Origin of the sequence: Streptomyces sp. NPDC047880, assembly GCF_040706515.1 — a bacterium.
GTDB lineage: Bacteria > Actinomycetota > Actinomycetes > Streptomycetales > Streptomycetaceae > Streptomyces.
In genome coordinates this window covers 144,967-170,011 of record NZ_JBEZOK010000008.1, presented here as the reverse complement: position 1 = coordinate 170,011, position 25,045 = coordinate 144,967, and the positions used below count along the sequence as shown (strand labels likewise).

At 74.9% G+C, this 25,045-nt stretch carries 24 protein-coding genes; 14 read left to right on the top strand and 10 right to left on the bottom strand.

Translation table 11 applies throughout. The features are described from left to right. Positions 1-5: 5 nt before the first annotated feature. Positions 6-833 (bottom strand): DUF4397 domain-containing protein, encoded by an 828-nt coding sequence (locus AB0937_RS15335; protein ID WP_366712054.1) that lies wholly within the window; start codon positions 831-833, stop codon positions 6-8. 96 nt (positions 834-929) lie between these two features. Continuing rightward, positions 930-1,535 (bottom strand): sigma-70 family RNA polymerase sigma factor, encoded by a 606-nt coding sequence (locus AB0937_RS15330; protein ID WP_366712053.1) that lies wholly within the window; start codon positions 1,533-1,535, stop codon positions 930-932. Between the two features lie 161 nt (positions 1,536-1,696). Here AB0937_RS15330 and AB0937_RS15325 point away from each other — a divergent pair, with 161 nt between their 5' ends. From AB0937_RS15325 to AB0937_RS15310, 4 genes are all read left to right on the top strand, one after another. Then, positions 1,697-2,986: a MerR family transcriptional regulator gene (locus AB0937_RS15325; RefSeq protein WP_366712052.1), complete on the top strand. Its 1,290-nt coding sequence runs from the start codon at positions 1,697-1,699 to the stop codon at positions 2,984-2,986. 196 nt (positions 2,987-3,182) lie between these two features. Then, a complete protein-coding gene (locus tag AB0937_RS15320) occupies positions 3,183-4,415 on the top strand; it encodes a lycopene cyclase family protein (RefSeq protein WP_366712050.1) in 1,233 nt (410 codons plus the stop codon). Continuing rightward, entirely contained in the window at positions 4,412-5,128 is a 717-nt protein-coding gene (locus AB0937_RS15315) for a class I SAM-dependent methyltransferase (protein WP_366712048.1), read from the top strand. The genes AB0937_RS15320 and AB0937_RS15315 overlap by 4 nt, the downstream gene beginning before the upstream one ends. Next, a complete protein-coding gene (locus AB0937_RS15310) occupies positions 5,125-6,699 on the top strand; it encodes an FAD-dependent oxidoreductase (protein ID WP_366712046.1) in 1,575 nt (524 codons plus the stop codon). Before AB0937_RS15315 ends, AB0937_RS15310 begins: the two co-directional genes overlap by 4 nt. 55 nt (positions 6,700-6,754) lie before the next feature. Here the strand turns inward: AB0937_RS15310 and AB0937_RS15305 are convergent, their stop codons facing one another. From AB0937_RS15305 to AB0937_RS15275, 7 genes are all read right to left on the bottom strand, one after another. Continuing rightward, positions 6,755-7,771, bottom strand: a complete 1,017-nt coding sequence (locus AB0937_RS15305; protein ID WP_366712045.1) for a DUF5914 domain-containing protein — start codon at positions 7,769-7,771, stop codon at positions 6,755-6,757. Then, entirely contained in the window at positions 7,764-8,747 is a 984-nt protein-coding gene (locus tag AB0937_RS15300; RefSeq protein ID WP_366712043.1) for a phytoene/squalene synthase family protein, read from the bottom strand. The genes AB0937_RS15305 and AB0937_RS15300 overlap by 8 nt, the downstream gene beginning before the upstream one ends. After that, positions 8,734-10,296 (bottom strand): phytoene desaturase family protein, encoded by a 1,563-nt coding sequence (gene crtI / locus AB0937_RS15295; RefSeq protein WP_366712041.1) that lies wholly within the window; start codon positions 10,294-10,296, stop codon positions 8,734-8,736. Before crtI ends, AB0937_RS15300 begins: the two co-directional genes overlap by 14 nt. Next, on the bottom strand, positions 10,293-11,435 hold the full coding sequence (locus AB0937_RS15290) for a polyprenyl synthetase family protein (RefSeq protein WP_366712040.1): 1,143 nt from the start codon (positions 11,433-11,435) through the stop codon (positions 10,293-10,295). Before AB0937_RS15290 ends, crtI begins: the two co-directional genes overlap by 4 nt. 84 nt (positions 11,436-11,519) lie before the next feature. Continuing rightward, positions 11,520-12,893 (bottom strand): deoxyribodipyrimidine photo-lyase, encoded by a 1,374-nt coding sequence (locus AB0937_RS15285; RefSeq protein ID WP_366712039.1) that lies wholly within the window; start codon positions 12,891-12,893, stop codon positions 11,520-11,522. A 3-nt stretch (positions 12,894-12,896) separates the two neighbouring features. Continuing rightward, positions 12,897-14,477, bottom strand: a complete 1,581-nt coding sequence (locus AB0937_RS15280) for an SDR family oxidoreductase (protein ID WP_366712038.1) — start codon at positions 14,475-14,477, stop codon at positions 12,897-12,899. Between the two features lie 119 nt (positions 14,478-14,596). Then, entirely contained in the window at positions 14,597-16,678 is a 2,082-nt protein-coding gene (locus AB0937_RS15275) for an MMPL family transporter (protein ID WP_366712037.1), read from the bottom strand. Positions 16,679-16,767: 89 nt separating this feature from the next. Here AB0937_RS15275 and AB0937_RS15270 point away from each other — a divergent pair, with 89 nt between their 5' ends. The 6 genes from AB0937_RS15270 to tgmB all read left to right on the top strand — a co-directional run bounded on the left by AB0937_RS15270 (position 16,768) and on the right by tgmB (position 20,432). Continuing rightward, positions 16,768-17,277, top strand: a complete 510-nt coding sequence (locus tag AB0937_RS15270) for a MarR family transcriptional regulator (protein WP_366712035.1) — start codon at positions 16,768-16,770, stop codon at positions 17,275-17,277. Positions 17,278-17,341: 64 nt separating this feature from the next. Continuing rightward, positions 17,342-17,503 (top strand): hypothetical protein, encoded by a 162-nt coding sequence (locus AB0937_RS15265; protein WP_366712034.1) that lies wholly within the window; start codon positions 17,342-17,344, stop codon positions 17,501-17,503. Between the two features lie 131 nt (positions 17,504-17,634). Beyond that, positions 17,635-18,372 carry an RNA polymerase sigma factor gene (locus AB0937_RS15260; protein ID WP_366712033.1) on the top strand — a complete coding sequence of 246 codons (738 nt, stop codon included), beginning with the start codon at positions 17,635-17,637 and terminating at the stop codon, positions 18,370-18,372. Between the two features lie 251 nt (positions 18,373-18,623). Further along, positions 18,624-19,118, top strand: a complete 495-nt coding sequence (locus tag AB0937_RS15255; RefSeq protein WP_366712031.1) for a hypothetical protein — start codon at positions 18,624-18,626, stop codon at positions 19,116-19,118. Positions 19,119-19,294: 176 nt separating this feature from the next. After that, entirely contained in the window at positions 19,295-19,486 is a 192-nt protein-coding gene (tgmA, locus tag AB0937_RS15250; RefSeq protein ID WP_366712030.1) for a putative ATP-grasp-modified RiPP, read from the top strand. A gap of 13 nt (positions 19,487-19,499) precedes the next feature. After that, entirely contained in the window at positions 19,500-20,432 is a 933-nt protein-coding gene (gene tgmB, locus AB0937_RS15245) for an ATP-grasp ribosomal peptide maturase (protein ID WP_366712029.1), read from the top strand. Between the two features lie 32 nt (positions 20,433-20,464). On the opposite strand, the gene AB0937_RS15240 is transcribed toward tgmB, so the two are convergent. Continuing rightward, on the bottom strand, positions 20,465-21,295 hold the full coding sequence (locus AB0937_RS15240; protein ID WP_366712028.1) for an oxidoreductase: 831 nt from the start codon (positions 21,293-21,295) through the stop codon (positions 20,465-20,467). Positions 21,296-21,377: 82 nt separating this feature from the next. Here AB0937_RS15240 and AB0937_RS15235 point away from each other — a divergent pair, with 82 nt between their 5' ends. From AB0937_RS15235 to AB0937_RS15220, 4 genes are all read left to right on the top strand, one after another. Further along, the gene (locus tag AB0937_RS15235) at positions 21,378-22,295 is read left to right on the top strand and encodes a LysR family transcriptional regulator (protein ID WP_366712027.1); all 918 of its coding nucleotides are present in this window, start codon (positions 21,378-21,380) and stop codon (positions 22,293-22,295) included. Positions 22,296-22,381: 86 nt separating this feature from the next. Then, the gene (locus tag AB0937_RS15230) at positions 22,382-23,560 is read left to right on the top strand and encodes a DUF4190 domain-containing protein (RefSeq protein ID WP_366712026.1); all 1,179 of its coding nucleotides are present in this window, start codon (positions 22,382-22,384) and stop codon (positions 23,558-23,560) included. Positions 23,561-23,707: 147 nt separating this feature from the next. Next, complete coding sequence (locus tag AB0937_RS15225; protein WP_366712025.1) at positions 23,708-24,460, top strand: GntR family transcriptional regulator; 753 nt, start codon at positions 23,708-23,710, stop codon at positions 24,458-24,460. 339 nt (positions 24,461-24,799) lie between these two features. Then, positions 24,800-24,994 carry an SPOR domain-containing protein gene (locus tag AB0937_RS15220; RefSeq protein ID WP_366712024.1) on the top strand — a complete coding sequence of 65 codons (195 nt, stop codon included), beginning with the start codon at positions 24,800-24,802 and terminating at the stop codon, positions 24,992-24,994. Positions 24,995-25,045: the final 51 nt, after the last annotated feature.

The following is a 25,045-nucleotide window of genomic DNA, read 5'->3' as shown; positions in this document are numbered from 1 at the left end:
TGCCCTCAGCCACGTCGGCGGACGACCCGGCGGGCCACCAGCATGCCCGCCACCGCGACCGCTCCGGCCCCGGCGGCCCAGGCCGGGCCCAGGTCGGAGGAGTTCGTCGCGACGGCGGCTCCGCTGCCGCCCGCGGGGACGCCGCGCGGCGACGACGCCATGCCGCTGAACGTCTGCGTCGCCAGGGCCAGGTTCTTGTCGTCGGCGCTGCCCCAGGCGTAGACGACGTTGCTCGTGCCTTCGCCGAGCTTCAGGTCGGCCGGGCCTATGGCCACGGTGTCCGTCCCGGCGAGCACCACATCGGCGTTCAGGGTGCCCGCGTCGACGACGGCGGTGTCCTCCTTCGGGTTGGTCAGGTCGGTGAAGACGGGCTGTCCGCCCGCCCGGACGTCGACGGCCGGGGCTGCCGCGACATGGCGGACCGTCAGACGGGACTTGCCCGCCTCCACCTGCGAGACGTCGTTGGTGAAGGCCGTCAGCTCCGGTTTGCCGTCGGCGGAGAGATGGGCGGCGACCGTGGCGTTCGCGCCTTCGGGCACCTCGATCTTCTTCTCCAGGGCTGGAGTGCCGTCCGGGCCCTGGCCCGCTTCGAAGATCTGGATGTCGTAGGTACCGGCGTCGAGGGACTGCGGGTCGGTCACCGTGCCGGGCTTGAAGTCGCCGATCAGTTCGTCGCCGTTGGCGTACACGTCCACGGTCATGCCGGGGATGCCGTGGAAGACGGACACCATGGCCTGGTCCTGCTGTTCTGCCAGGGCGGGCGCGGAAACGCCGAGGGCCAGGGCGCAGGCTCCGGCCGAGGCGGCGATGGCGAGGCGGGTGCGGTGGATCATGGGAATCTTCCCTTCGTACGGAGCCTCCGTACGGTGCGGAGTCTCGGTCCTGTTTCGGATGCGGGGGCCGCCGCGGATGCGCGTGCGGCGGCGCCGCTACAGGTCCGTGTCGGGGACCGGGGGCTGCTCGATCACCATGCGCAGCCGGTGCAGGCCGCGGCGGGCGTGGCTCTTGACGGTCCCCAGGGGCATACCGGTCCGCTCCGCGATCTGCGCCTGGGTCAGGTCCTCGTAGAACGCCATGCACAGCACCTCCCGCTGGTGGCGCGGCAGCCGTGCCAGGGCGTCGACCAGCAGGACCCGGTCCAGGACGTGGTCCGGTGCCGCCTCGTCGGGCCCGGTGGTGTCCGCGTCCCGGGCGGCCGAGTCGATGAGGGTCAGGCGCCGTGTGCGGGCCGCCAGCGCGTCGACGATCTTGCGGCGCGTGATGCCGACCAGCCAGGCGCCGAGCGGGCCCCTCTCGGGGCGGAAGCCTGCCCTGCCGTTCCAGGCGCCGAGGAAGACCTGCTGCGTGACGTCCTCCGCCTCGTAGGTGTCGCCGAGCAGTCGGGTGGCCATGGTGTGGACGAGCGCGCCCCAGCGCCGGTAGATCGCGGCGAACGCCTCCTCGTCGGCGGCGACGAGGCCCCGGGCCAGCTCCTCCTCGTACCGCGTTTCCTCCGTGGGGGCGGCGGGGGCGGTGAGTCGCGTATTCGTGATCATGGCCTGGTTCCTCCTGCAGTGCGTCGCGCGGGGACGGAAGGCCGTCTGCCGAACCGCACCGGTCGCGCTGCACGAGCCGCGACCGTGCGCTCCCGGCCAGTGTCTGGTGCGCAAACGACGCGCCTCAACATGCGTCGTTTGTGCGTCGTACAGTCGGAGGTATGGGTACACACGAACGGGACAGCGAGCGCCGCGGACGCGAAGGCCGGCCGCTCGGCGACGGGCCGCTTCGGGGTGGGCTGCCCGGGGGTGGCCTGACCACCGGCGAGGTGGCCAGGAGGCTGGGGGTGGCGCCCACCACGGTCCGTACCTGGGACCGCCGCTACGGCCTGGGACCCGACGCGCACACCGGCGGCCGGCACCGGCGGTGGACCCCGTCGGACGTGGCGCGGCTGGAGCGGATGTGCGCCCTGACGGCGACCGGGATACCGCCCGCCGAGGCGGCCCGCGCGGTGCTCGCCGAAACGACGCAGCAGGCGGACCCGGCGGATGGGGCCGCGCGGGCAGCGCCACAGTCGGACACGGCCGGAGGAGCGCCCCGGGCGGCGCGGCCGTCGGGCCCCGCCGGCCGGGCCGCCCGAGCGTCCCTCGTGGCGCTCCCGGACACGGCGCCGGGAGCGTTCTCGGACGCGGCCCGTGATGTGGCCCGGGGAGCGGTCTCGGATCCGGCCCTTGATGTGGCTCCGGGCCGACCGGACGCCGGCCCGGAGTCGCCGAGACCGGTGGTCCCCGGCCCGCCGGCCGCCGACGCGGCATCGCGACCGCGGCCGTCCGCCCGCACCCGCAGCCGGGCCGGCAGCGGGCTGCGCCTCGGTGACGTGCGCCAGGAGTGCAAAGGCATCGCCCGTGCCGCTCTGCGCCTCGACGCCTCCGCGCTGGACGACCTGCTGGAGACCGCGATAGCCGAGCACGGCCTGGTCGCCGCCTGGACCGAGGTGATCATGCCGACCCTCCAGGCGGTCGGCCGCAAGTGGGAGAGCTCCGGGGAGAAGTACGTCGAGGTCGAGCACTTCCTGTCCTGGCACGTCTCCGGCGCACTGCGGCGAGGCGCCCCGCCCGCGGCCGCCGACCGCCCGGGCGCGACCGTCGTGCTCGCCTGTGTGCCGGGGGAGAACCACACACTGCCCCTGGAGGTGCTGTCGGCGGCACTGGCCGAACGCGGCCTGCCGGTGCGCATGTTCGGCGGCGCCCTGCCCGTGGAGTCCCTCGTCACGGCCGTCCGCAGAACGGGGCCGGCGGCGGTGGGGCTGTGGGCGCAGTCCCGGACGACCGCCAGCAGGCCGCTGGCCCAGCACGTGGCCGCGATGGAGTGGGGGGTGCGGGGCGCCCGCCGCAAGCCGGTCGTGCTGACGATAGGGCCCGGCTGGACCGGCCGGACGGTCCCCGGACTGCCCCGTCCGACGGGGCTGGCCGAGGCCGTCGCGGTGCTGGAGTCGGTCGTGTCGCGGTAACCCGGCCGACTGCATCCGAACACCGCCTCCGGCGGGAAGCGGTGAACGGACAGACCGAACCGGACGAGACGAACAGACTGAACGAACACAGCGAACGAACACAGCGAACGAACAGAGCGAACGAACAGTCCAGACAGTCCCAGTGGGCAAGGCGGCCGGAGCGGGGTGCGGAGATGAGCGGCGCGTGGGGGGCCCGGTGAGCGAAGGGCCCGTCGACACGTCCGACGTGGTGATCCTCGGGGGCGGTGCCGCCGGCCTCAGCCTCGCGTACCGGCTGCTCGAAACCGGCGTCGCGACCGTCACCGTGGTGGAGCCGCCCGACGGCCCCGCACGCCCGGCGGAACGCACCTGGTGCTACTGGGAACGGGGCGACGCCGGCAGCGAGGGCGATGCCGGCTTCGGCGAAGCGGTCACCGCCACCTGGCCCCTGCTGCGGGTGCACGGCCCCGACGGGAGCCCGCTCACCGTCGATCCGGCGCCCTTCCGCTACCGCATGGTCCGTTCCACCGCGTTCGAACGGCTGGTGCACGCGCGACTGGAGCGGTCGCCCGGCGGGCGGCTGCTGCGTGCGACCGCGGACACGGTGCGCGACGTGCCCGGAGGCGCCGAGGTCCGCTGCACCGCACCCGGCGGACGGACCCTGACCCTGCGCTCGCGCCACGTGTTCGACTCGCGGCCCCTGCGCACCCTGCCACCGGCCCGTACGCAACTGCTGCAGCACTTCCGCGGCTGGTTCGTGCGCACCGGCGCCGGCCGGTTCGACCCCGCGGTCGCCGATCTCATGGACTTCCGGGTGCCCCAGCCGCGCCACGGCCTCGCCTTCGGCTACGTCCTGCCGCTGGCACCGGACCGGGCACTCGTCGAGTACACCGAGTTCTCCCGGCGCCCGCTCACGACGGCGGCGTACGAGGCGGCGCTCGGCCACTACGCCCGCGAGGTGCTGCGCCTGGGCGAGTTCGCGGTGGAGTCGGCCGAGCAGGGCGTCATCCCCATGACCGACGCCCGCTTCCCCCGGCGCACCGGCACGGCCGTCTTCCGCATCGGCACGGCGGGCGGCGCCACCCGCCCCGCCACCGGCTACACCTTCGCCGCGGTGCAGCGGCACAGCCGGGCCGTCGCCGCGGCCCTGCGGGACGGGCGCGCCACCGTGCCCGCGCCCCACGGCCGGCGGGCACTCGCCATGGACGCGGTGCTGCTGCGGGCCCTCGACACCGGGCGGATCGACGGCCCCGCCTTCTTCACCGGCCTCTTCCGCCGCACACCCGCGCACCGCCTGCTGCGCTTCCTCGACGGCGCCACCTCGCTCCGGGAGGAGTGGGGCATCGGACTGCGCACCCCCGTGGGCCCGATGCTGCGCACCGCGCTCGAGGTGCCCTTCCTGCCCCGCCGTACCCACCCCGCCCCAGGAACCGGAGAAAGCCCCCGATGACCCTGCTGCGCGACCGCGACCTGGCACACGCCTTCGACCACGCGTCCCACACCTACGACCGCCTCACCGGCCTCAGCCCGGGCTACCGCGCCGACCTGCTGCGCTCGGCCCGCCGGCTCCGGCTGCCGCAGGACGGGGCGGGGCTGCACCTGCTCGACCTGGGCTGCGGCACCGGCGCCTCCACCCGGGCCCTGCTGCGGGCCGCGCCCCGGGCGCGGATCACCGCGGTGGACGCCTCCGCGGGCATGCTGCGGCGGGCGCTGGCCAAGCCGTGGCCCGACACCGTGCGCTTCCTGCACCTGAGCGCCGAGGAACTCGCGGCGGCCGGCGAGGGGCCCTTCGACGCGATCTTCGCCGCCTACCTGTTCCGCAACGTCTCCGACCCGGACGGCGTCCTCGGCACGGTGCGCGCACTGCTGCGGCCGGGCGGGAGGCTCGCCGTCCACGAGTACAGCCTCGGCGGCTCGCCGGCGCACCGGGCGCTGTGGACGGCCGTGTGCCAGGGCGTGATCATCCCCGCGGGCACCCTCACCGGTGACCGCGCCCTGTACCGGCACCTGTGGCACAGCGTCCTCGACTTCGACACCGCCTCCGCCTTCACCGGACGGCTGACCCGGGCCGGGTTCACCGGTGCGCGCGCCCTCCCCCTGGCCGGATGGCAGACCGGTATCACGCACACGTTCGTCGCCGCGGCGGGGGAGGCCGGCCGATGAGGCGCCCGACGAGCCCCCGCCCCGCCGCCCGGCGCGGCCGGGACCGCAAGGCCGAGGTCCTCATGCCCGCGCCGGGCCGGGACCGGTTCGCGCCGGGGGACGCGCCGTCCGTCGCCGTGGTCGGCGGCGGCATCGCCGGACTCGCCGCGGCCACCGGACTGGCCGAACGCGGCGCCCGGGTCACCCTCTACGAACGCGAGAACGCTCTCGGCGGCCGCCTCGCCGGGCACCCCACCCGGCTGGCGGACGGCTCCGAGGTGACCATGAGCCGCGGCTTCCACGCCTTCTTCCGTCAGTACTACAACCTGCGCGGGCTGCTGCGTCGCACCGACCCCGCCCTCGCCCGCCTCACCCCGCTGCCCGACTACCCCCTGCGGCACAGCGGCGGACTCACCGACAGTTTCGCCCGCGTCCCGCGCACCCCGCCCCTGAGCGCCCTCGGCTTCGTCGCCCTCAGCCCCACCTTCGGCTGGCGCGACCTCACCGCCCTGGACGCGCGGGCGGCGCTGCCGCTGACGGACGTACGCGTGCCCGACGTGTACAGACGCTTCGACGGGATCAGCGCGACCGCCTTCCTGGAACGCGTCCGCTTCCCCGAGGCCGCGCACCACCTGGCGTTCGAGGTGTTCTCGCGCAGCTTCTTCGCCGACCCGCGTGAACTCTCCGCCGCCGAACTGATGCTGATGTTCCACATCTACTTCCTCGGCTCCTCGGAGGGGCTGCTCTTCGACGTGCCCGACGAGCCCTTCCCGCAGGCCCTGTGGGAGCCGCTCGCCGACTACCTCCGGCGCCTCGGCGCGACCCTGCGCACCGGCACCCCCGTCCACGGAGTGGAGCCCGGCGGCGCCGGCGGAGCCGAGGTGCGCACCGGCACCGGCACCGACCGGCACGACGCCGTGGTGCTCGCGCTCGACACCGCCGGGCTGCGACAGGTCGTCGCCGCCTCACCCGGCCTCGGCACCGCCCCCTGGCGCGGCGGCATCGCCGCCCTGCGCACCGCCCCGCCCTTCCTCGTCTCACGGCTCTGGCTCGACCGGCCGGTCCGCGCCGACCGCCCCGGCTTCCTCGGCACCAGCGGCTACGACGGCCTGGACAACATCAGCGTCCTGGAACGCTACGAGGGCGAGGCCGCCCGCTGGGCCGCGAAGCACGACGGTTCCGTGGTGGAACTGCACGCCTACGCCGTCACCCCCGGGGCGGACCGGGAGAGCGTGCAGGACGCGCTGCTCGGGCAGTTGCGGCGGGTGTACCCGGAGACCGGCCGGGCGCATGTCGTGGACGCCCGGCACGAGTGGCGGTCGGACTGCCCGCTCTTCCCGGTCGGCACCCACCACCTGCGCCCCACCGTACGCACCCCGCACCCGTGGCTGACGCTGGCCGGTGACGGGCTGCGCTGCGACCTGCCCGTGGCCCTGATGGAACGCGCCGCCACCACGGGCTTCCTGGCGTCCAACGCCCTGCTCGCCGAGTGGGGCGTCCGCGGCCAGGTGCTGTGGACCGTGCCACGGTCGGGCCGCTCCCGGGTGCTGCGGGCACTCGGGACGCTCGCGGAACGTCCGGTGCGCCGGTGAAGGGCCGCCGGACGGGCCCGGGCCGCTCCGCGCAGGCCCGTCCGGCGGGGTCGTGTCAGCCCGGGAAGCGTCCGGTGCTGCGCAACTCCCAGCGCCTCTCGGCGTAGGCCAGGTCGTCACGCCACAGCCGCCCGGCCGTGTGCCGCATCAGGGGACGCAGCACGGGGGCCGCGGCCCGGGCCAAGGCGAAACCGCGCCGGTCGGAAGCGGCGACGACCGCCTCGACGACGGCGGTCCGCGGCTGCTGCGCGTCGGCGGCGGTCAGCGGCGTGGCATGGGTCTCCACCACGGACGTGGCCCCCTCCCCGTCGGTGATGCGCATCAGCACGGTGCGCGGCTCCGGCGCGGTGAACTCGGCCCGCACGGGCACCACCAGACGGCCCGCCACCCGGAAGGAGACGTCGACGACGAAGGCGTCGTCCTCGTCGCCCCCCTGGTCACCCCGCGGCTCCCTCACGACCGTCAGATCGACGAAGGAGTACGGGTGGAACCAGGACCCGTGCCACGGGTCGAGCCGGTTGGCCACCACGTCCTGCGGTTCGCACCGCCCGACCGCCGTGAACACCGCGTCCACCCCGCTGCCCGGTGCGGGCCGGGCCGGCACCACGGGCCGCTCCGACGGCTCCTCACCGCCGACCGCGTCCAGCCGTACCCACACCAGCACCCCGTCGTCGTGGGCGGGGTACGGCTGCCAGCCGGCGAACGCGGAGCCGTCCAGGGCCAGTCCGTGCCAGTGGCACACGAGCGTGCCGCACACCACCCGGCTGTCGCGCAGCGGGGCACCGAGGTGCGGGCAGGCGCCGGGACCCGCCCGGAGTTCACCCGCCGGCGAGCGCCACAGCACCACCTCGACGCCGCCGACGGTCCTGCCGCAGGGGCGGCCGGGGCGCACGTCCCGGGAGGCGCCCACCACGAACCAGTTGCCCGACGGACGGGCGGAGGCCCGTTTGAGGGTGCCGGCGATCAGCGCCGGACGGGCGTCGCGCCAGGTCGGCGTCTGCTCCGCCCAGCCGGGGCCGCGGCGCCGCCGCAGCGGTGAGGTCCAGCGTGCCTTGCCGGCTCGGTCAGCCACGACCCGGTCCCTTCCGTTCCAGGGCGCCGCGGTCCGCCGCGGGCGCCGCGTGCCGCCGTGCGAGGGCCACCTTGAGGACACCGGCCGCGGCGGTGGCGGCCCGCCGCCTGCGGGGTACCACCGCACGGCGGTGCAGCACGGTGTAGTCCTGCCGTGCGATCGCGTCGAGGATGCCGCCGTACAGCGTGAACGCGGTCCTGATGCAGGGCCTCACCCGCGGGTCGAGCATCGCGATGCCCGGTTCCGCCGCCCGGTACACGTCCCTGGTCAGGGCCTCGGCCGCGACCAGTGCCGCCCGGATGCGGGGGTCGCACCGGCCGCTGCGCCGGCTCCACTCCAGCAGCGGCCGGTCCACCCCGTGGGCGGCGAGCAGGTCCGCGGGCAGGTAGACGCGGCCCCGGTCCAGGTCCTCGCCCACGTCCCGCAGGAAGTTGGTCAGCTGGAACGCCACCCCGAGGGCCGCCGCGTGCGGTGCCGCCTCCTCGCGCGGGACGACCGTGCCGAGCACGGGCAGCATCTGCAGGCCGATCACCGCGGCCGAGCCGTGCATGTAGGCCCGCAGGTCGGCGTAGGTCGGGTAGTCCGTGACGGTCAGGTCGGCGCGCATCGAGGCGAGGAAGTCGGCGAACAGGTCCACGTCGATGCCGTAGCGGTCGGCGGTGTCGGCCACGGCCCGGACCACCGGTTCGTCCCCGCCGCCGGTGCGCAGCGCCTGGGTGAGGTCCTCCTCCAGCCGCTTCAGCAGCAGGTCCCGCTCGTCGGGCGTCAGCCGCCGGTCCAGGTCGTCGACGATGTCGTCGGCCCAGCGGGCGAAGCCGTACAGCGCGTGCACGGCCGTACGGCGTTCCGGTGGCAGCAGGCGCGTGGCCAGGAAGTAGGTGCGGCCGTGGCGCGCGTTGAGCCGGCGGCACCGGCTGTAGGCGGCGCGCAGGCCGGGGTCGGTGATCCCTGCGGCGTCCAGTTCACGACGGGTCATGGGCACCTGCTCCGGTCGGGGCGGACGGGCGGCGGTACGGGGACCGGCCCGCCCGGGGCACGGGGGCGGGGCCTCCGGTGACGCGGGCGGCGGCGAGTTTCCCGCTGATGAGCACGGTCGGTACGCCGACTCCGGGTGTGGTCCCGCAGCCGGCGAGCACCACGTTGTCCAGGCCGCGCACGAGGTTGCGGGGCCGGAAGGGCCCGGTCTGGGCGAAGGTGTGGGAGACGGAGAAGGGACTGCCCGCCGCGTGGCCCTGGGCCGTCCAGTCCAGCGGGGTCACCAGCAGTTCCTCCTCCACGCTGGCCGCGAAGCCGTCCAGGCCGCGGCGCTCCAGCTCGGCGACCAGCTGGTCGCGGTAGCGGGGACCCAGGTCCCGCCAGGCGGCGGCGGAGGGTCCCACCGCGGTGTTGGGGCAGGGCGCCAGGACGTAGTGGAGGTGGCGGCCGGGCGGCGCCAGCGAGGCGTCGTGCGTGGTCGGGCGGGTGATCAGCAGGGACGGATCGCTCATCAGCGTCCCCGTCCGGGTCAGTTCGTCGAAGGTGCGCTCCCACGCGGCACCGAAGGACAGCGTGTGGTGGGCGAGGTGGGGCCAGGTGCGGTCGGTGCCCGCGTGCAGGATCACCGCGGACGGCGAGTGCCGCAGCGGCACCGGACGCCGGGGTGCCCGGCCCAGCAGCCGGTGCGCGGCGGGCAGTTCACAGGTCAGCACCACCGCGTCGCACGGGATGCGCTCGCCCGAGGCGAGGCGGACGGCCCGCACCCGGCCCGCGGCGCGTTCCAGCGTGCTCACCTCGGCCGACCAGCGCAGCTCGGCACCGGCGGCGGCGGCCACGTCTGCCATCGCCCGGGGCAGCGCGTGCATACCGCCCTTGGGGAACCAGACCCCGGCCACGGTGTCCATGTAGGCGATCACCGCGTACGCCGCGAGGGCCCGGGCCGGGGCCACACCGGCGTACAGGGCCTGGAAGGAGAACACGCGGCGCAGCCGGGCGTCGGAGAGGAAACGGCCGATCCGGGCGTCCAGCCGGCCGAACCCGCCGAGTGCGGCGAGACGCGCCAGGTCCGGGTGCGCCAGCTGGAACGGCGAGTCGAAGTTGGTGTCGATGAACCGGCGCATCTGCGCCCGGTACAGCCGCTCCAGCCACCCGCGCAGTCTGCGGTAGCCCGCTGCCTCCGCCGGCCCGGCGAAGCGCCGCACCTCCGCCTCCATGGCGTCGCCGTCGGTGTGCACGTCGAGCGAGGACCCGTCCGCGAAACCGGCCCGGTAGGCGGGGTGCAGGGCCACCAGCTCGACGTGCCGGCGGAGGCTCTCGCCGACGGCAGCGAACGCCTCGTCGGCCAGGTGCGGCATGGTCAGCACGGTCGGCCCGGTGTCCACCAGGTAGCCGCCGAGCCCGGCCCGGCCGGCCCTCCCGCCCGGGCCGGCGTCCCGTTCGACGAGCGTCACCCGGCGGCCGGCGCCCAGCAGGTGCAGGGCGCACGCCAGCCCGGACAGGCCGGCGCCCACCACGACGACATGGTCCGTCGGACCCGTCACGGTCCTCATACGAGCTCCTGCGTGTGCTGCGGGGCGACGCCCGCCGCCCGCCGGACGAGGCCGGCGAACTCCCGCCGTACGGCGGGGGAGGCCCCGGCCGCCTCGAAGTGCCGCAGACCGGCGGCGGCCAGGTCCGCGATCCTCGACTCCACCTCGGCCCGGGCGCCCGTCCGCTCCAGCGCCGCCCGCATCCGCTCCACGGTGTGTCCCGGCCGGGCGTCCGCGTCCGGGGCGAGCACGGCGGCGGCGTCCTCGTCGCCACCGGCTTCCGCGAGCCGGACGGCGACGGCGAGGAGCGGGGTGAGCTTGCGGGAGCGCAGGTCCTCGCCGGCCGGTTTCCCCGTCAGCGCCGGGTCCCCGAACGCGCCGAGGAGGTCGTCGCGCAGCTGGAAGGCGAGCCCCGCGCACCGGCCCGCCGCCCGCAGCGCGCCGAGGGTCCGCGCGTCGGCGCCGGCCAGGGACGCACCCAGCGTCAGGGGCCGCACGACCGTGTACCGGGCGCTCTTCAGGACGGCGATGGTCAGTGCCTCCTCCGCGCCGGACGAGCCGCCCGCCTGCGCCCGCAGGTCGCGGTACTGCCCGGCGACCATCTCGGTGCGCATGGCCCGCCACTCCTCGTTCAGCCGCGCGCCGTACGGCGAGGCGAGCGCCGTCTCCGTCAGCAGATCGTCCGCCCACGCCAGCGCCAGATCGCCCGCGAGTACGGCCGCCGACGTCCCGAACGACTCGGCGGAGCCGCCCGCCCCTCCGGCCCGGTGCCCCCGGGCGAAGTCCACGTGCATCGCCGGCCCGCCCCGGCGCAGCGGCGATCCGTCCATCACGTCGTCATGGATGAGCGCGCAGGCCTGGAGCAGTTCGAGGGCGGCCCCGGTGCGCAGGACCGCGCCCGTGTCGCCCGAGCCGCCCGCGGCCCGCCAGCCGCACCACACGAACGCGGTCCGCAGCCGCTTGCCGCCCCGCCGGACGAACGCGGCGACGCGCTCGGCCATGTCGTGGGTGAACACCGCATCCACGTCGCGCGCTTGCCGCAGCCGCGCGTCGAGCACCCGCTCGAGGACCGCCTCCATGGCACGCGTGGCTCCGGGAGCCGTGAGCGGGGCGTCGTTCGTCTCCGCCGGTCCGGCCACCGTCGGCCGCGGTCCAAGCATGCGCAACCCCTTCTCGCTTCCGGTCATCCGCACATCAGTGCTTCCGCTGGGAGCGGTGTTTCGGATGCGCCGGGTTCCGGGCACTCAGTCGCGGCCCCGGGCCTGCCGGAACCGGGCCAGGCCCTCGCCGAGGTCGAGGAGCGGTTCCGGATAGCGCAGCCCGGCCCGCCGGTCCTCCGGCAGCCGCCACGGCTCGTGCACCGCGGAGCCGCCGACGTCCGCCAGCTCGGGGACCCAGCGGCGGACGTAACCGCCGTCCGGGTCGTAGCGCTTGCCCTGGAGCACGGGGTTGAGGACGCGGTGCGGGCGGGTGTCGGTGCCGGTTCCGGCGACCCACTGCCAGTTCAGCTGGTTGTTGACGAGGTCACCGTCCACCAGGAACCGCAGGAAGTGCCGGGCACCGATCCGCCAGTCCACGTACAGCGTCTTGGTCAGGAAGCTCGCCACCACCAGCCGGGCCCGGTTGTGCATCCAGCCCTCGTGGCGCAGCTGGCGCATGCCCGCGTCGACCACCGGGTAGCCGGTACGGCCCTCCCGCCACGCGGCGATGTCCTCGGCGGCCTCCTCCTCGCCGCGCCACCGGTCGTCCCGGGAGCGGTAGTCCCGGACGGACACCTCGGGCCGGGCCGCGAGGACCTGGTGGTGGAAGTCGCGCCAGCACAGCTGGCGGACGAACGCCTCCGCCCCGGCCCCGCCCTTCTCGCGGGCCCGCCGGACGACCTCCACCGGCGAGAGCGCCCCGAAGTGCAGGTAGGGCGACAGACGTGAGGTCGCGTCACCCGCCAGGTCGTCGTGCCGCTCCTCGTAACGGGACAGGTCCGCGTCCGCCCAGCGCGCGAACCGGTCGCGCCCCGCCGACTCCCCGCCGGGCGGGAGGTCCGGGGACAGATCCGTCCCCGCCGGGCGCGCGGGCGGGTCCTCGCCGCGGGCCGCTTCGGGGACCCGCACCGCACGCGGCGCGGGCAGGGCGTCGCGCAGCCGCTCCTTGGACCAGCGGCGCATGTACGGGGTGAACACGGCGAAGTGGTCCGAGCCGGACGGCGTCACGGCCCCGGGCGCGAGAGCGGTGACCACGCTGTCGTGCACCCGCAGCCGGACACCGTCGGCGTCGAGTTCCTTGCGCAGCCGCTCCTCACGGCGGTGGGCGAAGCCGGTCACCCCCGCCGCCATGTGCACCTCCGTGGCGCCGCACGCGGCGGCCACCGCGCGGACCTCGCGGGCGACCGGCCCGCTGCGCACGACCAGCCGTCCGCCGAGGCGGCGCAGCGACGAGTCGAGGTCCGCCAGGCAGTCGGCGAGGAAGGCGGCGCGGTTCGGCACGTCGAAACCGGCGGCGTGCACGGCGGGGTCGCGCACGAACAGGGGCACCACCTCGTCCGCCGTGTGCAGCGCGGCGTGCAGGGGCGGATGGTCGTGCAGACGCAAATCCGAGGTGAACAGGACGACCGCGACGGTCATGTGTCACTCCTGGTGCGGTGGTGCGGATGCCGTTCGTTCCGGGACACTTCGACGCCGGCGGGCCCGCCGGATGCGCGAGCCGCCGCGCCGTCCGCCGGTGCCCTCGGACGCGGCCCGGGCGATGTTGCGCGCCATGCCGCCGAACACGACGGAGTGGAACGGGGCGACGCTCCACCAGTAGGCGTGGCCCAGCAGGCCGCGCGGATGGAACAGGGCGCGCTGCCGGTAACGGGTACGTCCCGCCTCGTCGGTCTCGGCGTACATCTCCAGCCAGGCGAGGCCGGGCAGCCGCATCTCGGCGCGCAGGCGCAGCAGATGACCCGGTTCCAGCTCCTCGACCCGCCAGAAGTCCAGGGAGTCACCGACCCTCAGACGCTCGGTGTCCCGCCGTCCGCGGCGCAGCCCGACCCCGCCCGCGAACCGGTCCAGCCACCCACGGACCGCCCAGGCCAGCGGGGAGGAGTACCAGCCGTTGTCGCCGCCGATGCCCTCGACGACCTTCCACAGCGCTTCCCGGGAGGCGTCGACCGGCCGCTGCCTTTCGTCCTGGTAGAGGCTGCCGCCCGCCCAGTCCGGGTCGGTGGGCAGCGGGTCGCTGGGGGCTCCGGGCACCGATGCCGAGGACCAGCGCGTGGCGACCTGTGCCTCGCGCACCTTGCGCAGCGCCAGGGCCAGCGCCTCGTCGAAGGGCAGCGGCCGGCCGGGGAGGTCCGGCACGTACCGGGCGATGTCGTGCTCGCGGCAGACGACCTCGTGCCGCAGCGACTCGGTCAGCGGCCGGGCGAGGGAGGCGGGCACCGGGGTGACCAGGCCGACCCAGTGGCTGGACAGCCGCGGGGTGAGGACCGGGATCGGCACGATGAACCGCCGCCGCAGACCTGCCACGGCGGCGTAGCGCAGCATCATGTCCCGGTACGTGAGGACGTCCGGCCCGCCGATGTCGAAGGCCCGGTCGACGTCGTCCGGCATGGTGGCCGACCCGACGAGGTAGCGCAGGACGTCCCGCACGCCGATGGGCTGGGTGCGGGTGTGCACCCAGCTGGGGGTGACCATGACGGGCAGGCGCTCGGTGAGGTAGCGCAGCATCTCGAACGACGCCGAGCCGGAGCCGATGACGACGGCGGCCCGCAGCACCGTCGCGGGCACGGGGCAGTCGAGGAAGATCTGCCCGACCTCGGCACGGGACCGCAGGTGCGGGGAGAGCGACTCCTCGGGGACGTCACGCGGCGTGAGCCCGCCGAGGTAGACGATCCGCCGTACGCCGGCGGCCCGGGCCTGCTCGGCGAAGACCCGGGCGGCGGCGCGGTCGGTGTCCTCGAAGTGGGAGCCGGAGCCGAGGGCGTGCACCAGGTAGTAGGCGACGTCGACACCGCGCATGGCGGCGGCGACCGACTCCGGGTCCGTGACGTCGCCCCGGACCGTCTCGGCGTGCGCCGCCCAGGGGTGGTCGCGGAGCTTGCCGGGGGAGCGGGCCAGACACCGGACGCGGTGGCCCTCCTGCAGCAGCTCCGGCACCAGGCGCCCGCCGATGTACCCGGACGCCCCGGTGACCAGACAGTGCAGCCGCCGTCCGTCCGTCGCCATACCCGTGCCTCCCGGCGTCCCGTACCGCTGCCGCGCCGCCGGATCGCGACCGGCCCTGACGGGAGCACTTCCGGCCCGGCGCCCGCGGCGGATGCACCTCCCGGGGCCCGGCGGGCGGGTCAGCCGTCCCGGCGGGCCAGGACGCCCGGCCACCACGCCCGCGGCCCGATGTCGATCACCAGGGCCGGCACCAGCAGGGAGCGCACGACGAGCGTGTCGAGCAGCACCCCGAAGGCGACGATGAACGCGATCTGCACCAGGAACGCCAGGGGGATCACCATCAGCGCCGCGAACGTCGCGGCCAGCACCACACCCGCCGAGGTGATCACGCCGCCGGTGGTGGTCAGCCCGCGCAGCACCCCCTGCCGGTTGCCGTGCGCCAGCGCCTCCTCCCGCACCCGGGACATCAGGAAGATGTTGTAGTCGACGCCGAGCGCCACCAGGAACACGAAGCCGTACAGCGGTACCGAGGCGTCCGTGCCGCTGAAGCCGAGAAGGTGCTGGAAGACCAGGGCCGACACCCCCAGCGTCGCCAGGAAGTTGAGCCCCACGGTCGCCACCAGCAGCACCGGCACGAGCAGGGAGCGCAGCAGCAGCATCAGGATCAGCAGGATGACGGCCAGCACGATCGGCACGATGACCGTCCGGTCCCGGGCGGCGGTCCGCTGGGTGTCGTACTGCTGCGCCGTGTACCCGCCGACCAGGGCGTCGGCCCCGGGCACCGCGTGCACCTCCGAGCGCAGCCGCTCGACCGTCTCCTTGGCCGCGTCGCTGTCAGCCGCCGCCTTCAGGGTGACGTCGACGCGCACCCGCCCGTCCACGACGAGCGGTTCGCCCGCCCCGGGCCGTCCGGAGGCGGAGACGGCGCCGGCGGAGGCCACGCCCTCGGTGCCGCGCGCGGCGGCCGTCACCTCGGCGGTGCGGTCCGCGTCGGCGATGACGACGGCGGGGTTGCCGGACCCGCCGGGGAAGTGCGCGCCGAGCGTCTCCTGGGCGGTCACCGACGGCGCGTCGTTCACGAAGATCTGGTCGAGCGGCACGCCCTTGGAGGACAGGGAGGGCGCGAAGGCCGCGCAGACGGCCAGGACGAGCGCCGTGACCACCCAGGTCCGCCGGGGCCGGCCGTCCACCGTCCGGGCGATCCGCCGCCACACGCCGCTGCCCTCGGCGGACTCCTCGGGGGCCTTGGGCCGGGACGGCCAGTAGGCGGTGCGGCCCAGCAGGGCCAGCGCGGCCGGCAGGAAGGTGAGCGTGACGAGCACGGCGCAGCCGATGCCGACGGCGCCCACCGGCCCGAGGGCACGGTTGTTGGTGAGGTCGCTCGCGAGCAGGGCCAGCAGCCCGAGCGCCACGGTGGCGGCGCTGGCGGTGATCGCCCCGAACGACCGGCGCACGGCGGCCACCGCGGCTGCGGAACGGTCCTCGCGCAGGGCGAGTTCCTCCCGGAAGCGCGCGGCCAGCAGCAGGGCGTAGTCGGTGGCGGCGCCGATCACCAGGATCGACAGGATGCCCTGCACCTGGCCGTCGACCCGGACCACGTCCCGGTCGGCCAGTGCGTAGACCACGGCGCAGGCGAGGCCCAGCGCGAAGACCGACCCCAGGATGATCAGGAACGGCAGCAGGACGCTCCGGTACACCAGCAGCAGGATCAGCAGCACGGCCCCGAGGGCCACGCCCAGCAGCAGCCCGTCGATCCCCGCGAACGCGTCCGACAGATCGGCCTGACTGGCCGCCGGCCCGGCGATCCGCACCGTGGTGCCGGGCACGCCCCGGGCCGCCTCGCGCACCGTGTCGAGGGCGGCGGGCAGTTCGTCGCCGAGGTCGGGCTTCAGCGGGACGACGGCCTGTATCGCCTCGCGGTCGTCGGAGAGCAGGGCGGGGGAGGGGCGGCCCACGACGCCGGGCTTCCCGGCGAGCGCGGCGACGGCGCGGCCGGCCTCGGCCTGCCGCTCCGCGGTGAACCGCTGCCCGTCCGCCGTCCAGACCACGATGGCCGGCACGGTCTCGGCCCGGTCGAAGGCGGCACGGGCCTCGAGGACCCGGGTGGACTCGGCGCTCCGGGGCAGGAAGGCGGCCTGGTCGTTGGTGGCCACCTCGCCGAGCTTGCCGGCGTAGGGACCGAGCGTCCCGCCCACCCCCAGCCAGACGAGCAGCAGAACGAGCGGTACGAGCCGCCGGGCCCGTCGCGGTGCGGTATTCATGCGCATCCCAAGCCGTAGAGGAAGTGACCCTGGAGAAAGTAACTCACTCATAAAGTATCTCAATCATTGAGAGATACTAGGGTGGGGGGATGAGCGGCTCCGGTGCACCCACGGCATCTCTTCCGGCGGAGGACCCCACCGGGTTGCAGTCCTTCGCCGTTCTCCTGCGCCGGATGAACAGCGAGTTCAACCGCATCGCCCAGGAGTTCGCCCAGGAACAGGGCCTGCACCTCACCGACATGCAAGCCCTGATCGCGATCCTCGACGCCGAGTCCGACCCGGACGCGGCGGGCGAGCCCATGACGCCGGGCCGTCTGCGGGGACAGCTCAACCTCACGTCCGGCGCCGTGACCGCGTGCCTCGACCGGCTGGAGCGGGCCGGGCACATCCGCCGGGTCCGCGACGCCGGCGACCGCCGCGTGGTGCACCTGCACTACGCCGACGCGGCCCGCGGCCTGGCCCGCGACTACTTCCGGCCCCTGGCCCGCGGCACCGACGCGGCCCGAAGCCGTTTCAGCCCCGAGGAACTGGACGTGGTCGTCCGCTTCCTGGCCGAGATGAACGCCGAACTCGCCCTGCTGCGGCGGAACTCCGGCTGAGCGAAGGGCCGCGCGGGCGCGGCTCGCGGCGGCCGAGGGTGTCCCTGCCGAGTGGCCGAACGCGATGAAGAGCGCCGCGGAAGGCGGCGGCGGGCAGTTGAACGTCCCCGTGTCCGGGGCGGGGTCCGGCCCGGCCGGCGGAAGTGCCGTGCAGTGGGACGAGGCGGAGGCGCGGCGGCTCTTCGCCGGACTGCGCGACGACCGTCCGGTGCCCGGCGGCGTGTGATGTGAGGGACGTCCGGGGCGCTGTGACACTTCTGTGCGCACGCGCGCTTGACTCCATGAGGGTGCCGCAGCGAACGGGGCGCGACGGCCGGCACGGACTCATCGTGAACCCCGGTGCGAACGAGGACGGTCTTGGGTCAGGAACGGCAATCGCGCTACCCGCAGGCCCACGACGACGAGCTGGGCGAGGCCGTGGCGCGGGCCCAGCGGGGCGACGAGGCGGCCTTCGCGGTCGCCTACCGGCTCGTGCAGCCGGGCCTGCTCGGCTACCTGCGCGGACTGGTGCGTGACGACGCGGAGGACGTGGCGTCCGACGCCTGGCTGCAGATCGCCCGGGACCTCGGACGGTTCACGGGAGACGGGGCCGGCTTCCGCGGCTGGACGGCCACCATCGCCCGGCACCGGGCACTGGACCATGTGCGCCGCCAGCGCTCCCGCCCCCGGCCGGGCGTGATCGAACAGGAAGTCCTCGACCTGCCCGGCCCGCACAGCACCCAGGAGCAGGCCCTGGAGACCATCTCGACCGAGCGGGCCCTGGAACTGGTCCGCGGGCTGCCGCGCGACCAGGCCGAGGCCGTGCTCCTGCGCGTCGTCGTCGGCCTGGACGGCCCCGCCGCCGCGCGCGTCCTCGGCAAGCGCCCCGGCGCGGTGCGCACCGCGACCCACCGGGGTCTGAAGCGCCTCGCCCGCCAGCTGGGTCTCGGCCCGGAGAGCGGCGAGGGCGCGAGGGACGACGCGCCCCCGGCGCCGGAAGACCGGCATCCGTCGCCGCGACGCCGGCGGCCGGACAGACCGGTGGCACGGGCCGGCATCGCGGACCCGTCGAACAGCACAGGCAGGAACGGGCAACGGGCATGGGTGACCGGCTGAGCCGCGACCGGGCGACGGACCTTCGGCGTGCGCACCCCGGCGGCGCCGCGCCCGGGCCGTGGGACCCGCGTGACTCCGCCGCGCTGCACGCGGTCCTGGCCGCCGCCCTGCGCGCGGACGACCCCGGGCCCGAAGCCGAGCGCCGGGCCGTGGCCGCGTTCCGGACCGCACGCGACACGGGAGCGCACCAGGCGCGTACCCGGCACCGGGACGACTGGCGACTGCCCGCGCGGGGGTGTAGGGGCCGCCAGGTGAAGACCACGATCGCCACGGTGTTCACCAGCCTCGCCCTGGGGGGAGTCGCAGTCGCGGCCATGGGTTCCGTCGGTTCGCCCGCGAACGGCACCGGCGGGACGACGCGCTCCTCCCCTCCCGCCCCCGCCCGGTCGGGCGGTCACGTGTCACCGGCCCCCTCGGACGGCCCGGGGCGGGACCGCGGCCGGTCCTCCGCTCAGGACACCGAGGCCCAGTGCCGCGCCTACGAACGGGTCGACGGCCGGGGAGCGGCGCTCGACGCGACCGCCTGGCAGCGGCTCGTCGCGGCGGCGGGCGGCGAGGGCGAGGTCGACGCCTACTGCGCCGGGCGCCCGGCCCGGTCCGCGCCCGCGCCCGGACGGTCCGGCGATCCCGGCAGGCCGGGAGACGTCGCCGCGAACCCCGAGACGGGGGAAGCGTCCCGCGGCAGGGGCGCGACTGGGAAGGGAGACCCAGAGGGCCGCCGCCCGGGCGGCGGCGGGGGCGAGTGACCCCGTCGTGCGACCTCGGGCGTTCCGCTGTGACGATTCCGGCGCCACTTTCGGTGTGTAAGCAGTGAAGGAATTGGACGCAGTGATGCCGGTGATGTGGATGATGCGTGATGAGCGACACCTCGTGGACGCGCGCTGCACCGCACGCAGGCGATGCGCGAACCCGGAGGCTTCGAGTGCGACCGTTCACCCTCAACTACGCGCGGCCCACCTCACTTCCGACGGCGGTGCCGCCCTACCGCTTCGACGACTCGCTCCAGCTGAACGTGCTCCCCGACGGGCGCCCGGCGGTCAGCGACCCGGACCTCCTCCTGGCGGTCGGGACGACCGCGTCCACCGCCGGCTCCAAGACTCACTTCGACGACTGACCCCCGTGACCGCATGACCGTACTCATCCTCACGTCCAGGGACGACGTCACCGCCGACATGGTCGTGACGAGACTGCACGATGCGGCGGTGCCGGTCATGCGCCTCGACCCCGCAGACCTGCCGGTCAACACCCTGCTGTCCGCCCACTTCGCGCACGGTGACTTCGAGGGGCTGCTGTCGGCGAACGGGCACGTGGTCAGCATGGGGGGCCTGCGATCCGTGTGGGTGCGCAGGCCCGGCGAGCCCGCCGCGCACGCGGACGAACCCTCCGCGTGGCTGACCGCCGAGACCCGCCAGGCCCTCTTCGGCATGCTCTACTCGGCCTCGGCGCGCTGGATGAACCACCCGCGCGAAGCCGAGCGGGCCCGGCTGAAACCGTGGCAGCTGAGAACGGCCCACCTCAGCGGTTTCGCCGTGCCGCCGACGGTCGTCACCACCGTCCCGCGTCTGGCACGGCAGTTCGCCGAGGAGTACGGGGAGGTGGTGGTGAAGTCCGCCTCGGGGCCGCCGCCCGGCGAGCCCGCGATGGCCCTGCCCACCACCCTGATCGGACCCGACGCGGACTTCTCGGGCGTCGCGGCCGGCCCCGCGCTGCTCCAGCGGTACGTCCCCAAGCACGCGGACGTCCGCCTGACCTGCGTCGGCAGCCGGCTGTTCGCGGCACGGAAGAAGACCGAGCCGGACCAGGTGGACGGCCGCTACGGCGACACCGTGCACATCTGGGAGCCGGTGCCGGTGCCCGACCGCATCCGCAAGTCGGTGCACGACTACGTCGACCTGGCGGGACTGGCCTACGCCGCCTTCGACTTCGCCGAGGACGAGGACGGCTTCTGGTGGTTCCTCGAGTGCAACCAGGGCGGCCAGTTCGGCTTCGTGGAACTGGAGACCGGGCAGCCGATCTCGGAAGCGGTCGCCCGGTGGCTGGCACGGCCCGGACGGGGCTGACCCGCGGCAGGAGAAGGCGCGCAGACGGCCTGTCAGTCGTCGTACCCGGTATCCCGCGTCCGCTTCTCCCACGCCAGGACCTCGTCCCGCACCTGGTCGAGATGGCCGAGCACCGCGCTGACACCGTCGTCCCCCAGGGGCAGGCGCAGGGGTGTGCGCTCGGCGTCCAGGGCGGCCAGGATGAGAGCGGCGGCCTTGGCCGGATCGCCGGGCTGGGTGCCGTCACCGCCGGCGACGGCGCCACGTGTCGCGTTCACCTTGCCGTAGACACCGCTGTCCGCGCTGGTCCCGGCCCGCCCGGTCTCGAACAGGCCGGTGCGGAAGGCGCCCGGCTCGACGATCAGCACCTTGACGCCGAACTCGGCGACCTCGTCCGCGAGCCCCTCGGACATGCCCTCCAGGGCGAACTTCGTCGCGCTGTACGCCGAGAAGCCCGCGAACGACATCTGCCCGCCCATGCTGCTCATCTGCACGATCGCGCCCGAACGCCGCTCGCGCATGTGCGGCAGCACGGCCCGGGTGAGGGCGGCCGGGCCGAAGACGTGCACGTCGAACAGGGCCCGCAGCTCCTCCTCGGTGGTCTCCTCGAGCGCCCCGACATGCGTCCGGCCCGCGTTGTTGACCAGCACGTCGATCCGCCCGTGCCGCGCGACGACGTCCCGTACGGCGGACTCGGCGGCGCCGGTGTCGGAGACGTCCAGGCGCAGCGCCTCCACCCGGTCGGGGTGGGCGGCGACCAGGTCGTCCAGGGCCTCGGGGCGCCGGGCCGCGCCCACCACCACGTCGCCCGCCGCGAGGGCGGCCTCGGCGATCGCCCGCCCGAAGCCGCTGCTCGCGCCCGTGATCAGCCATACCTTGTTCATGACAGCTCCCCGTCTCGTGTCGTTACGTCAGTCACCCTCTCGCCCGGGGTGATGGCCCGTCCAAGACATGTGGTGATAGCCGATGGGCATGACCCTGGACGTCCACCTGAGGGACCTGCGCTACTTCGTGGCAGTGGCCGAGGAACTGCACTTCACCCGCGCCGCCGAGCGCCTCTACGTCTCCCAGCCCGCGCTCAGCAAGCAGGTCCGGGCGCTGGAACGGCAGTTGGGAGCCGAACTGTTCCGGCGCGACCGGCACGGCGTGGAGCTCACCGATGCCGGTACGGCCCTGCTGCCGCACGCGCGCAGGCTGCTGGACACGTGGCAGGAGGGCGCCGCCGCGGTGGACGCCGTCCGGGCGGCACGCCGCAGCACCCTGGTCGTCGGCATGAGCACCAGCCCGGTCCGCGGCGGCCTGCTGCCCGCGATCCGCTCCCGCTTCACGGCGGCGCACCCGGAGCCCGCCGTCCGGCTCCGGCAGGTGAACTGGGAGGACCCCACGGCGGGCCTCGCCGACGGCACCGCCGACGTCGCCTTCGTCTGGATGCCCCTGGCCGGCCGGGAGCGCTACGACTGGACGGTCGTCGCCGAGGAGCCGCTCATGGTCGCCCTCCCGAACACGCACCCGCTCGCCGGCCGCACCGCGATCGACTTCGCCGATCTGCTGGACGAGCCGTTCCTCGCCCTGCCCGAGAGCGCGGGACCGCTGCGCGACCACTGGCTCGCCCTCGACGCGCGCGGCGGCCGCCCGCCCCGCATCGGTGCCGAGATCGCCGGCACGGAGGAGACGTACGAGGCACTGGCCGCCGGCCTCGGCGTCTGCCTCGTGGCGGAGGGCAACGTCCCCCTGCTCACCCTGGGCGGCGTCACGGCCCGCCCGGTCAACGGCCTCGCCCCCAGCCGTTACGTCCTGGCCTGGCGCCGCGCAGACGAACGACGCCCGCTGGTACGGGCCTACGCGCAGGCCTGCCGGCGGGTGACGGGCGGCCGCGACGGCTGAGGTGCGGGCCGCTTACGATGCGCCCAGCCGTACGTCGGATTCGCACGGCCGCTTCCTCGACCGCCTCAGCCAGGAGCACCGCAGCCGTGTCGATACCCCCGTCCCCCGGGAACCGGCAGCCCTGGGACCCCTGCGGCCCGTCTCCGGCAACCTGGCCCCAGGGAGCCCCGGGCCCCGGCCCGTACGCCCAGGGAGCCCCCGGTCCCGGTCCCTACGGCCCCGCCGGCCGCCCCTACGGCGCCCCGGTCTCCGTCAACGCGCTCGCCGTGGCCGCACTGGTCCTCGGCGTGTTCTGCTTCCTGCCCGCCGCGGGACTCGTGCCGGGGCTGATCGCGCTGCGGCAGATCCGGCGGTCCGGGCAGAGCGGCCGGGGCATGGCGATCGCCGGGTCGGTGCTGTCGGCCGCCGGGATCGCGCTGTGGGCGGTGGTGCTGTCCACGGGGGCCGCCTCCACGGCGTGGGAGGGGCTCAAGGACGGCGCCCGGGGCAACGAGAGCCTGTCACTGGACAAGGGCGACTGCTTCGACGCGCCCGGCGGACTGGAGGGCGACACCTACGACGTCGACCGGGTGCCCTGCGGGGGCCGGCACGACGGCGAGGTCTTCGCGGTCGTCACGCTGCCCGGCGGCGCCTTCCCGGGCGACGCGAGGATCACCGGCGTCGCCGACGAGAAGTGCTACGCCCTGCAGGACCAGTACGCGATGGACACCTGGGCGATGCCGGCCGACGTCGACGTGTACTACCTGATGCCGTCCCGGGACAGCTGGCGCCACGGCGACCGCGCGATCACCTGCCTCTTCGGCAACACCGAGGAAGCGGCCGGGCTGACCGGCTCCCTGCGCGGCGACGCCACCACGCTCGGCACCGACCAGGTCGTCTTCCTGTCCACGGCCGATGCCCTGGTCGCGGCGCTCGACGACGAGCCCGGGAAGACCCCCGAGGACGACCTCGCCGCCCACCGGGTCTGGGCCGCCGAGGTCCACGACGTGCTCGGCGGGCAGATCGAGGCCCTGCGCGGGCACTCCTGGGCGGCCGGCGCGCGCACCCCCGTCGCCGACCTGGTCGCGGACCTGGAGGACGCCCGGGCGGAATGGCGGAAGGCGAGCACCGCGGGTGACGCGGACACGTACCACGCGCACTTCGACAAGGCGTACGGGTCGGTGGACGGGCCGGCGACCGTCACCGCGCGCAAGGCCCTCGGTCTGGCGACGACCCCGCCCGCTCTCGGGCGGGAGGGGAAGAAAGACTCCGCCGCGCAGGTGTGACGGCGGCCATAGCGGGGAGAAAGTGCCTGCGTAAAGCCCTCAGGGCCCACATGTCATCACATCGAGTGATTCTCTGGCCTTTGCTTGCACCGCACAACCTACGGTTGCCACGCTGTTGCTGTCTGTACAACCTGATGGGAGCGGCCAGTGACATTCGGTGAGCAGCCGGCGTACCTGCGTGTCGCGGGTGATCTCCGCAAGAAGATCGTCGACGGTCGGCTGCCCCCGCACACCCGCCTCCCCTCCCAGGCCAGAATCCGCCAGGAGTACGGCGTCTCGGACACGGTCGCGCTGGAGGCCCGCAAGGTGCTCATGGCGGAGGGCCTGGTGGAGGGCCGTTCCGGCTCGGGTACCTATGTGCGCGAGCGCCCCGTGCCCCGGCGCATCTCCCGCTCCGGCTACCGCCCCACCGGCGGGGCCACCCCCTTCCGCCAGGAGCAGGCTGACGGCGAGGGGCACGGCACATGGGAGTCCAGCAGCGCGCAGTCCGAGGCGAGCGTCGCGGTCGCCGGCAGGCTGGGCATCGAGCCGGGCGAGCGGGTCATGCGCACGAAGTACCTCTACCGCGAGGGCGGCGAGGCGATGATGCTCTCCACGTCCTGGGAGCCCCTCGCCGTGACGGGGCGTACGCCCGTGATGCTGCCGGAGGAGGGGCCGGTCGGCGGCATGGGTGTCGTCGAGCGGATGCGCGCCATCGACGTGATCGTGGACAACGTCACGGAGGAGGTCGGCGCCCGGCCCGGCCTCGCCGAGGAACTGCTCGTCCTGGGCGGCGTCCCCGGACATGTGGTGCTGGTCGTCCAGCGCACGTTCTACGCCTCCGGCCGGCCGGTGGAGACGGCCGACGTGGTCATCCCGGCCGATCGGTACCGGGTCGCCTACCACCTTCCGGTCAAGTAGCGAACGCTCCCATCCGCCCGCGGCGCACTCCCCGCGCGCCCTGTTCACACGATCACCGCCCGGAGTGTTCCGGGCCGGGGTGGTGCGCGGCCACCGGCCGGTTGTCGTTCACGCAGGTCGCCGCTCGTGTATGCGGTATGCCCGCGACCGGCTGCCTCGGTGTGCCTGGACGGCGCGTTCACCGGCGTGCGCCCCCGCGTCCTGGCCGGTTGCGTACCTCTTCGTGAAAACCCGTATTCGCTCCGTAAAGGTTAGGCGTAGGCTCGGGCATATGCGCATTGCGGTTTCCTTGGCGGGTGGGGTACGGCACAGGCCGCGGGTGGGAAGTGGAGGGGCGCGATGAACGACAGCACGGTCGCTCTGCCCTGGCTCGTGATACGGGAGGACGACAACGGCAACCGCTACCGAGTGGGCCGTTACGCGACCCGGGCCGAGGCCCAGAAGATCGCGGACAGCCTCGACGGTCGCGGCCACAAGCAGCTGTACTGGGTCGAGAGGCTCGGCCGGAACGGGACGGCCGTGGCCCACGACTGACCCCGGTCCGGGCGCCCCGGGCAGGGCTCCGGAGACCGGCGGGGCTCCCGT

Excerpts from the sequence above, each read along its gene's own strand:
- tgmB (WP_366712029.1), top strand. The coding sequence starts at position 19,500 with ATGACCGTACTCATCCTCACGTCCAGGGACGACGTCACCGCCGACATG.
- AB0937_RS15290 (WP_366712040.1), bottom strand. The coding sequence starts at position 11,435 with ATGCTTGGACCGCGGCCGACGGTGGCCGGACCGGCGGAGACGAACGAC.
- AB0937_RS15325 (WP_366712052.1), top strand. The coding sequence starts at position 1,697 with ATGGGTACACACGAACGGGACAGCGAGCGCCGCGGACGCGAAGGCCGG.
- AB0937_RS15240 (WP_366712028.1), bottom strand. The coding sequence starts at position 21,295 with ATGAACAAGGTATGGCTGATCACGGGCGCGAGCAGCGGCTTCGGGCGG.
- AB0937_RS15280 (WP_366712038.1), bottom strand. The coding sequence starts at position 14,477 with ATGGCGACGGACGGACGGCGGCTGCACTGTCTGGTCACCGGGGCGTCC.
- crtI (WP_366712041.1), bottom strand. The coding sequence starts at position 10,296 with ATGAGGACCGTGACGGGTCCGACGGACCATGTCGTCGTGGTGGGCGCC.
- AB0937_RS15285 (WP_366712039.1), bottom strand. The coding sequence starts at position 12,893 with ATGACCGTCGCGGTCGTCCTGTTCACCTCGGATTTGCGTCTGCACGAC.
- AB0937_RS15335 (WP_366712054.1), bottom strand. The coding sequence starts at position 833 with ATGATCCACCGCACCCGCCTCGCCATCGCCGCCTCGGCCGGAGCCTGC.
- AB0937_RS15270 (WP_366712035.1), top strand. The coding sequence starts at position 16,768 with ATGAGCGGCTCCGGTGCACCCACGGCATCTCTTCCGGCGGAGGACCCC.
- AB0937_RS15220 (WP_366712024.1), top strand. The coding sequence starts at position 24,800 with ATGAACGACAGCACGGTCGCTCTGCCCTGGCTCGTGATACGGGAGGAC.
- AB0937_RS15330 (WP_366712053.1), bottom strand. The coding sequence starts at position 1,535 with ATGATCACGAATACGCGACTCACCGCCCCCGCCGCCCCCACGGAGGAA.
- AB0937_RS15300 (WP_366712043.1), bottom strand. The coding sequence starts at position 8,747 with ATGACCCGTCGTGAACTGGACGCCGCAGGGATCACCGACCCCGGCCTG.
- AB0937_RS15235 (WP_366712027.1), top strand. The coding sequence starts at position 21,378 with ATGGGCATGACCCTGGACGTCCACCTGAGGGACCTGCGCTACTTCGTG.
- AB0937_RS15265 (WP_366712034.1), top strand. The coding sequence starts at position 17,342 with ATGAAGAGCGCCGCGGAAGGCGGCGGCGGGCAGTTGAACGTCCCCGTG.
- AB0937_RS15275 (WP_366712037.1), bottom strand. The coding sequence starts at position 16,678 with ATGAATACCGCACCGCGACGGGCCCGGCGGCTCGTACCGCTCGTTCTG.
- AB0937_RS15315 (WP_366712048.1), top strand. The coding sequence starts at position 4,412 with ATGACCCTGCTGCGCGACCGCGACCTGGCACACGCCTTCGACCACGCG.
- AB0937_RS15310 (WP_366712046.1), top strand. The coding sequence starts at position 5,125 with ATGAGGCGCCCGACGAGCCCCCGCCCCGCCGCCCGGCGCGGCCGGGAC.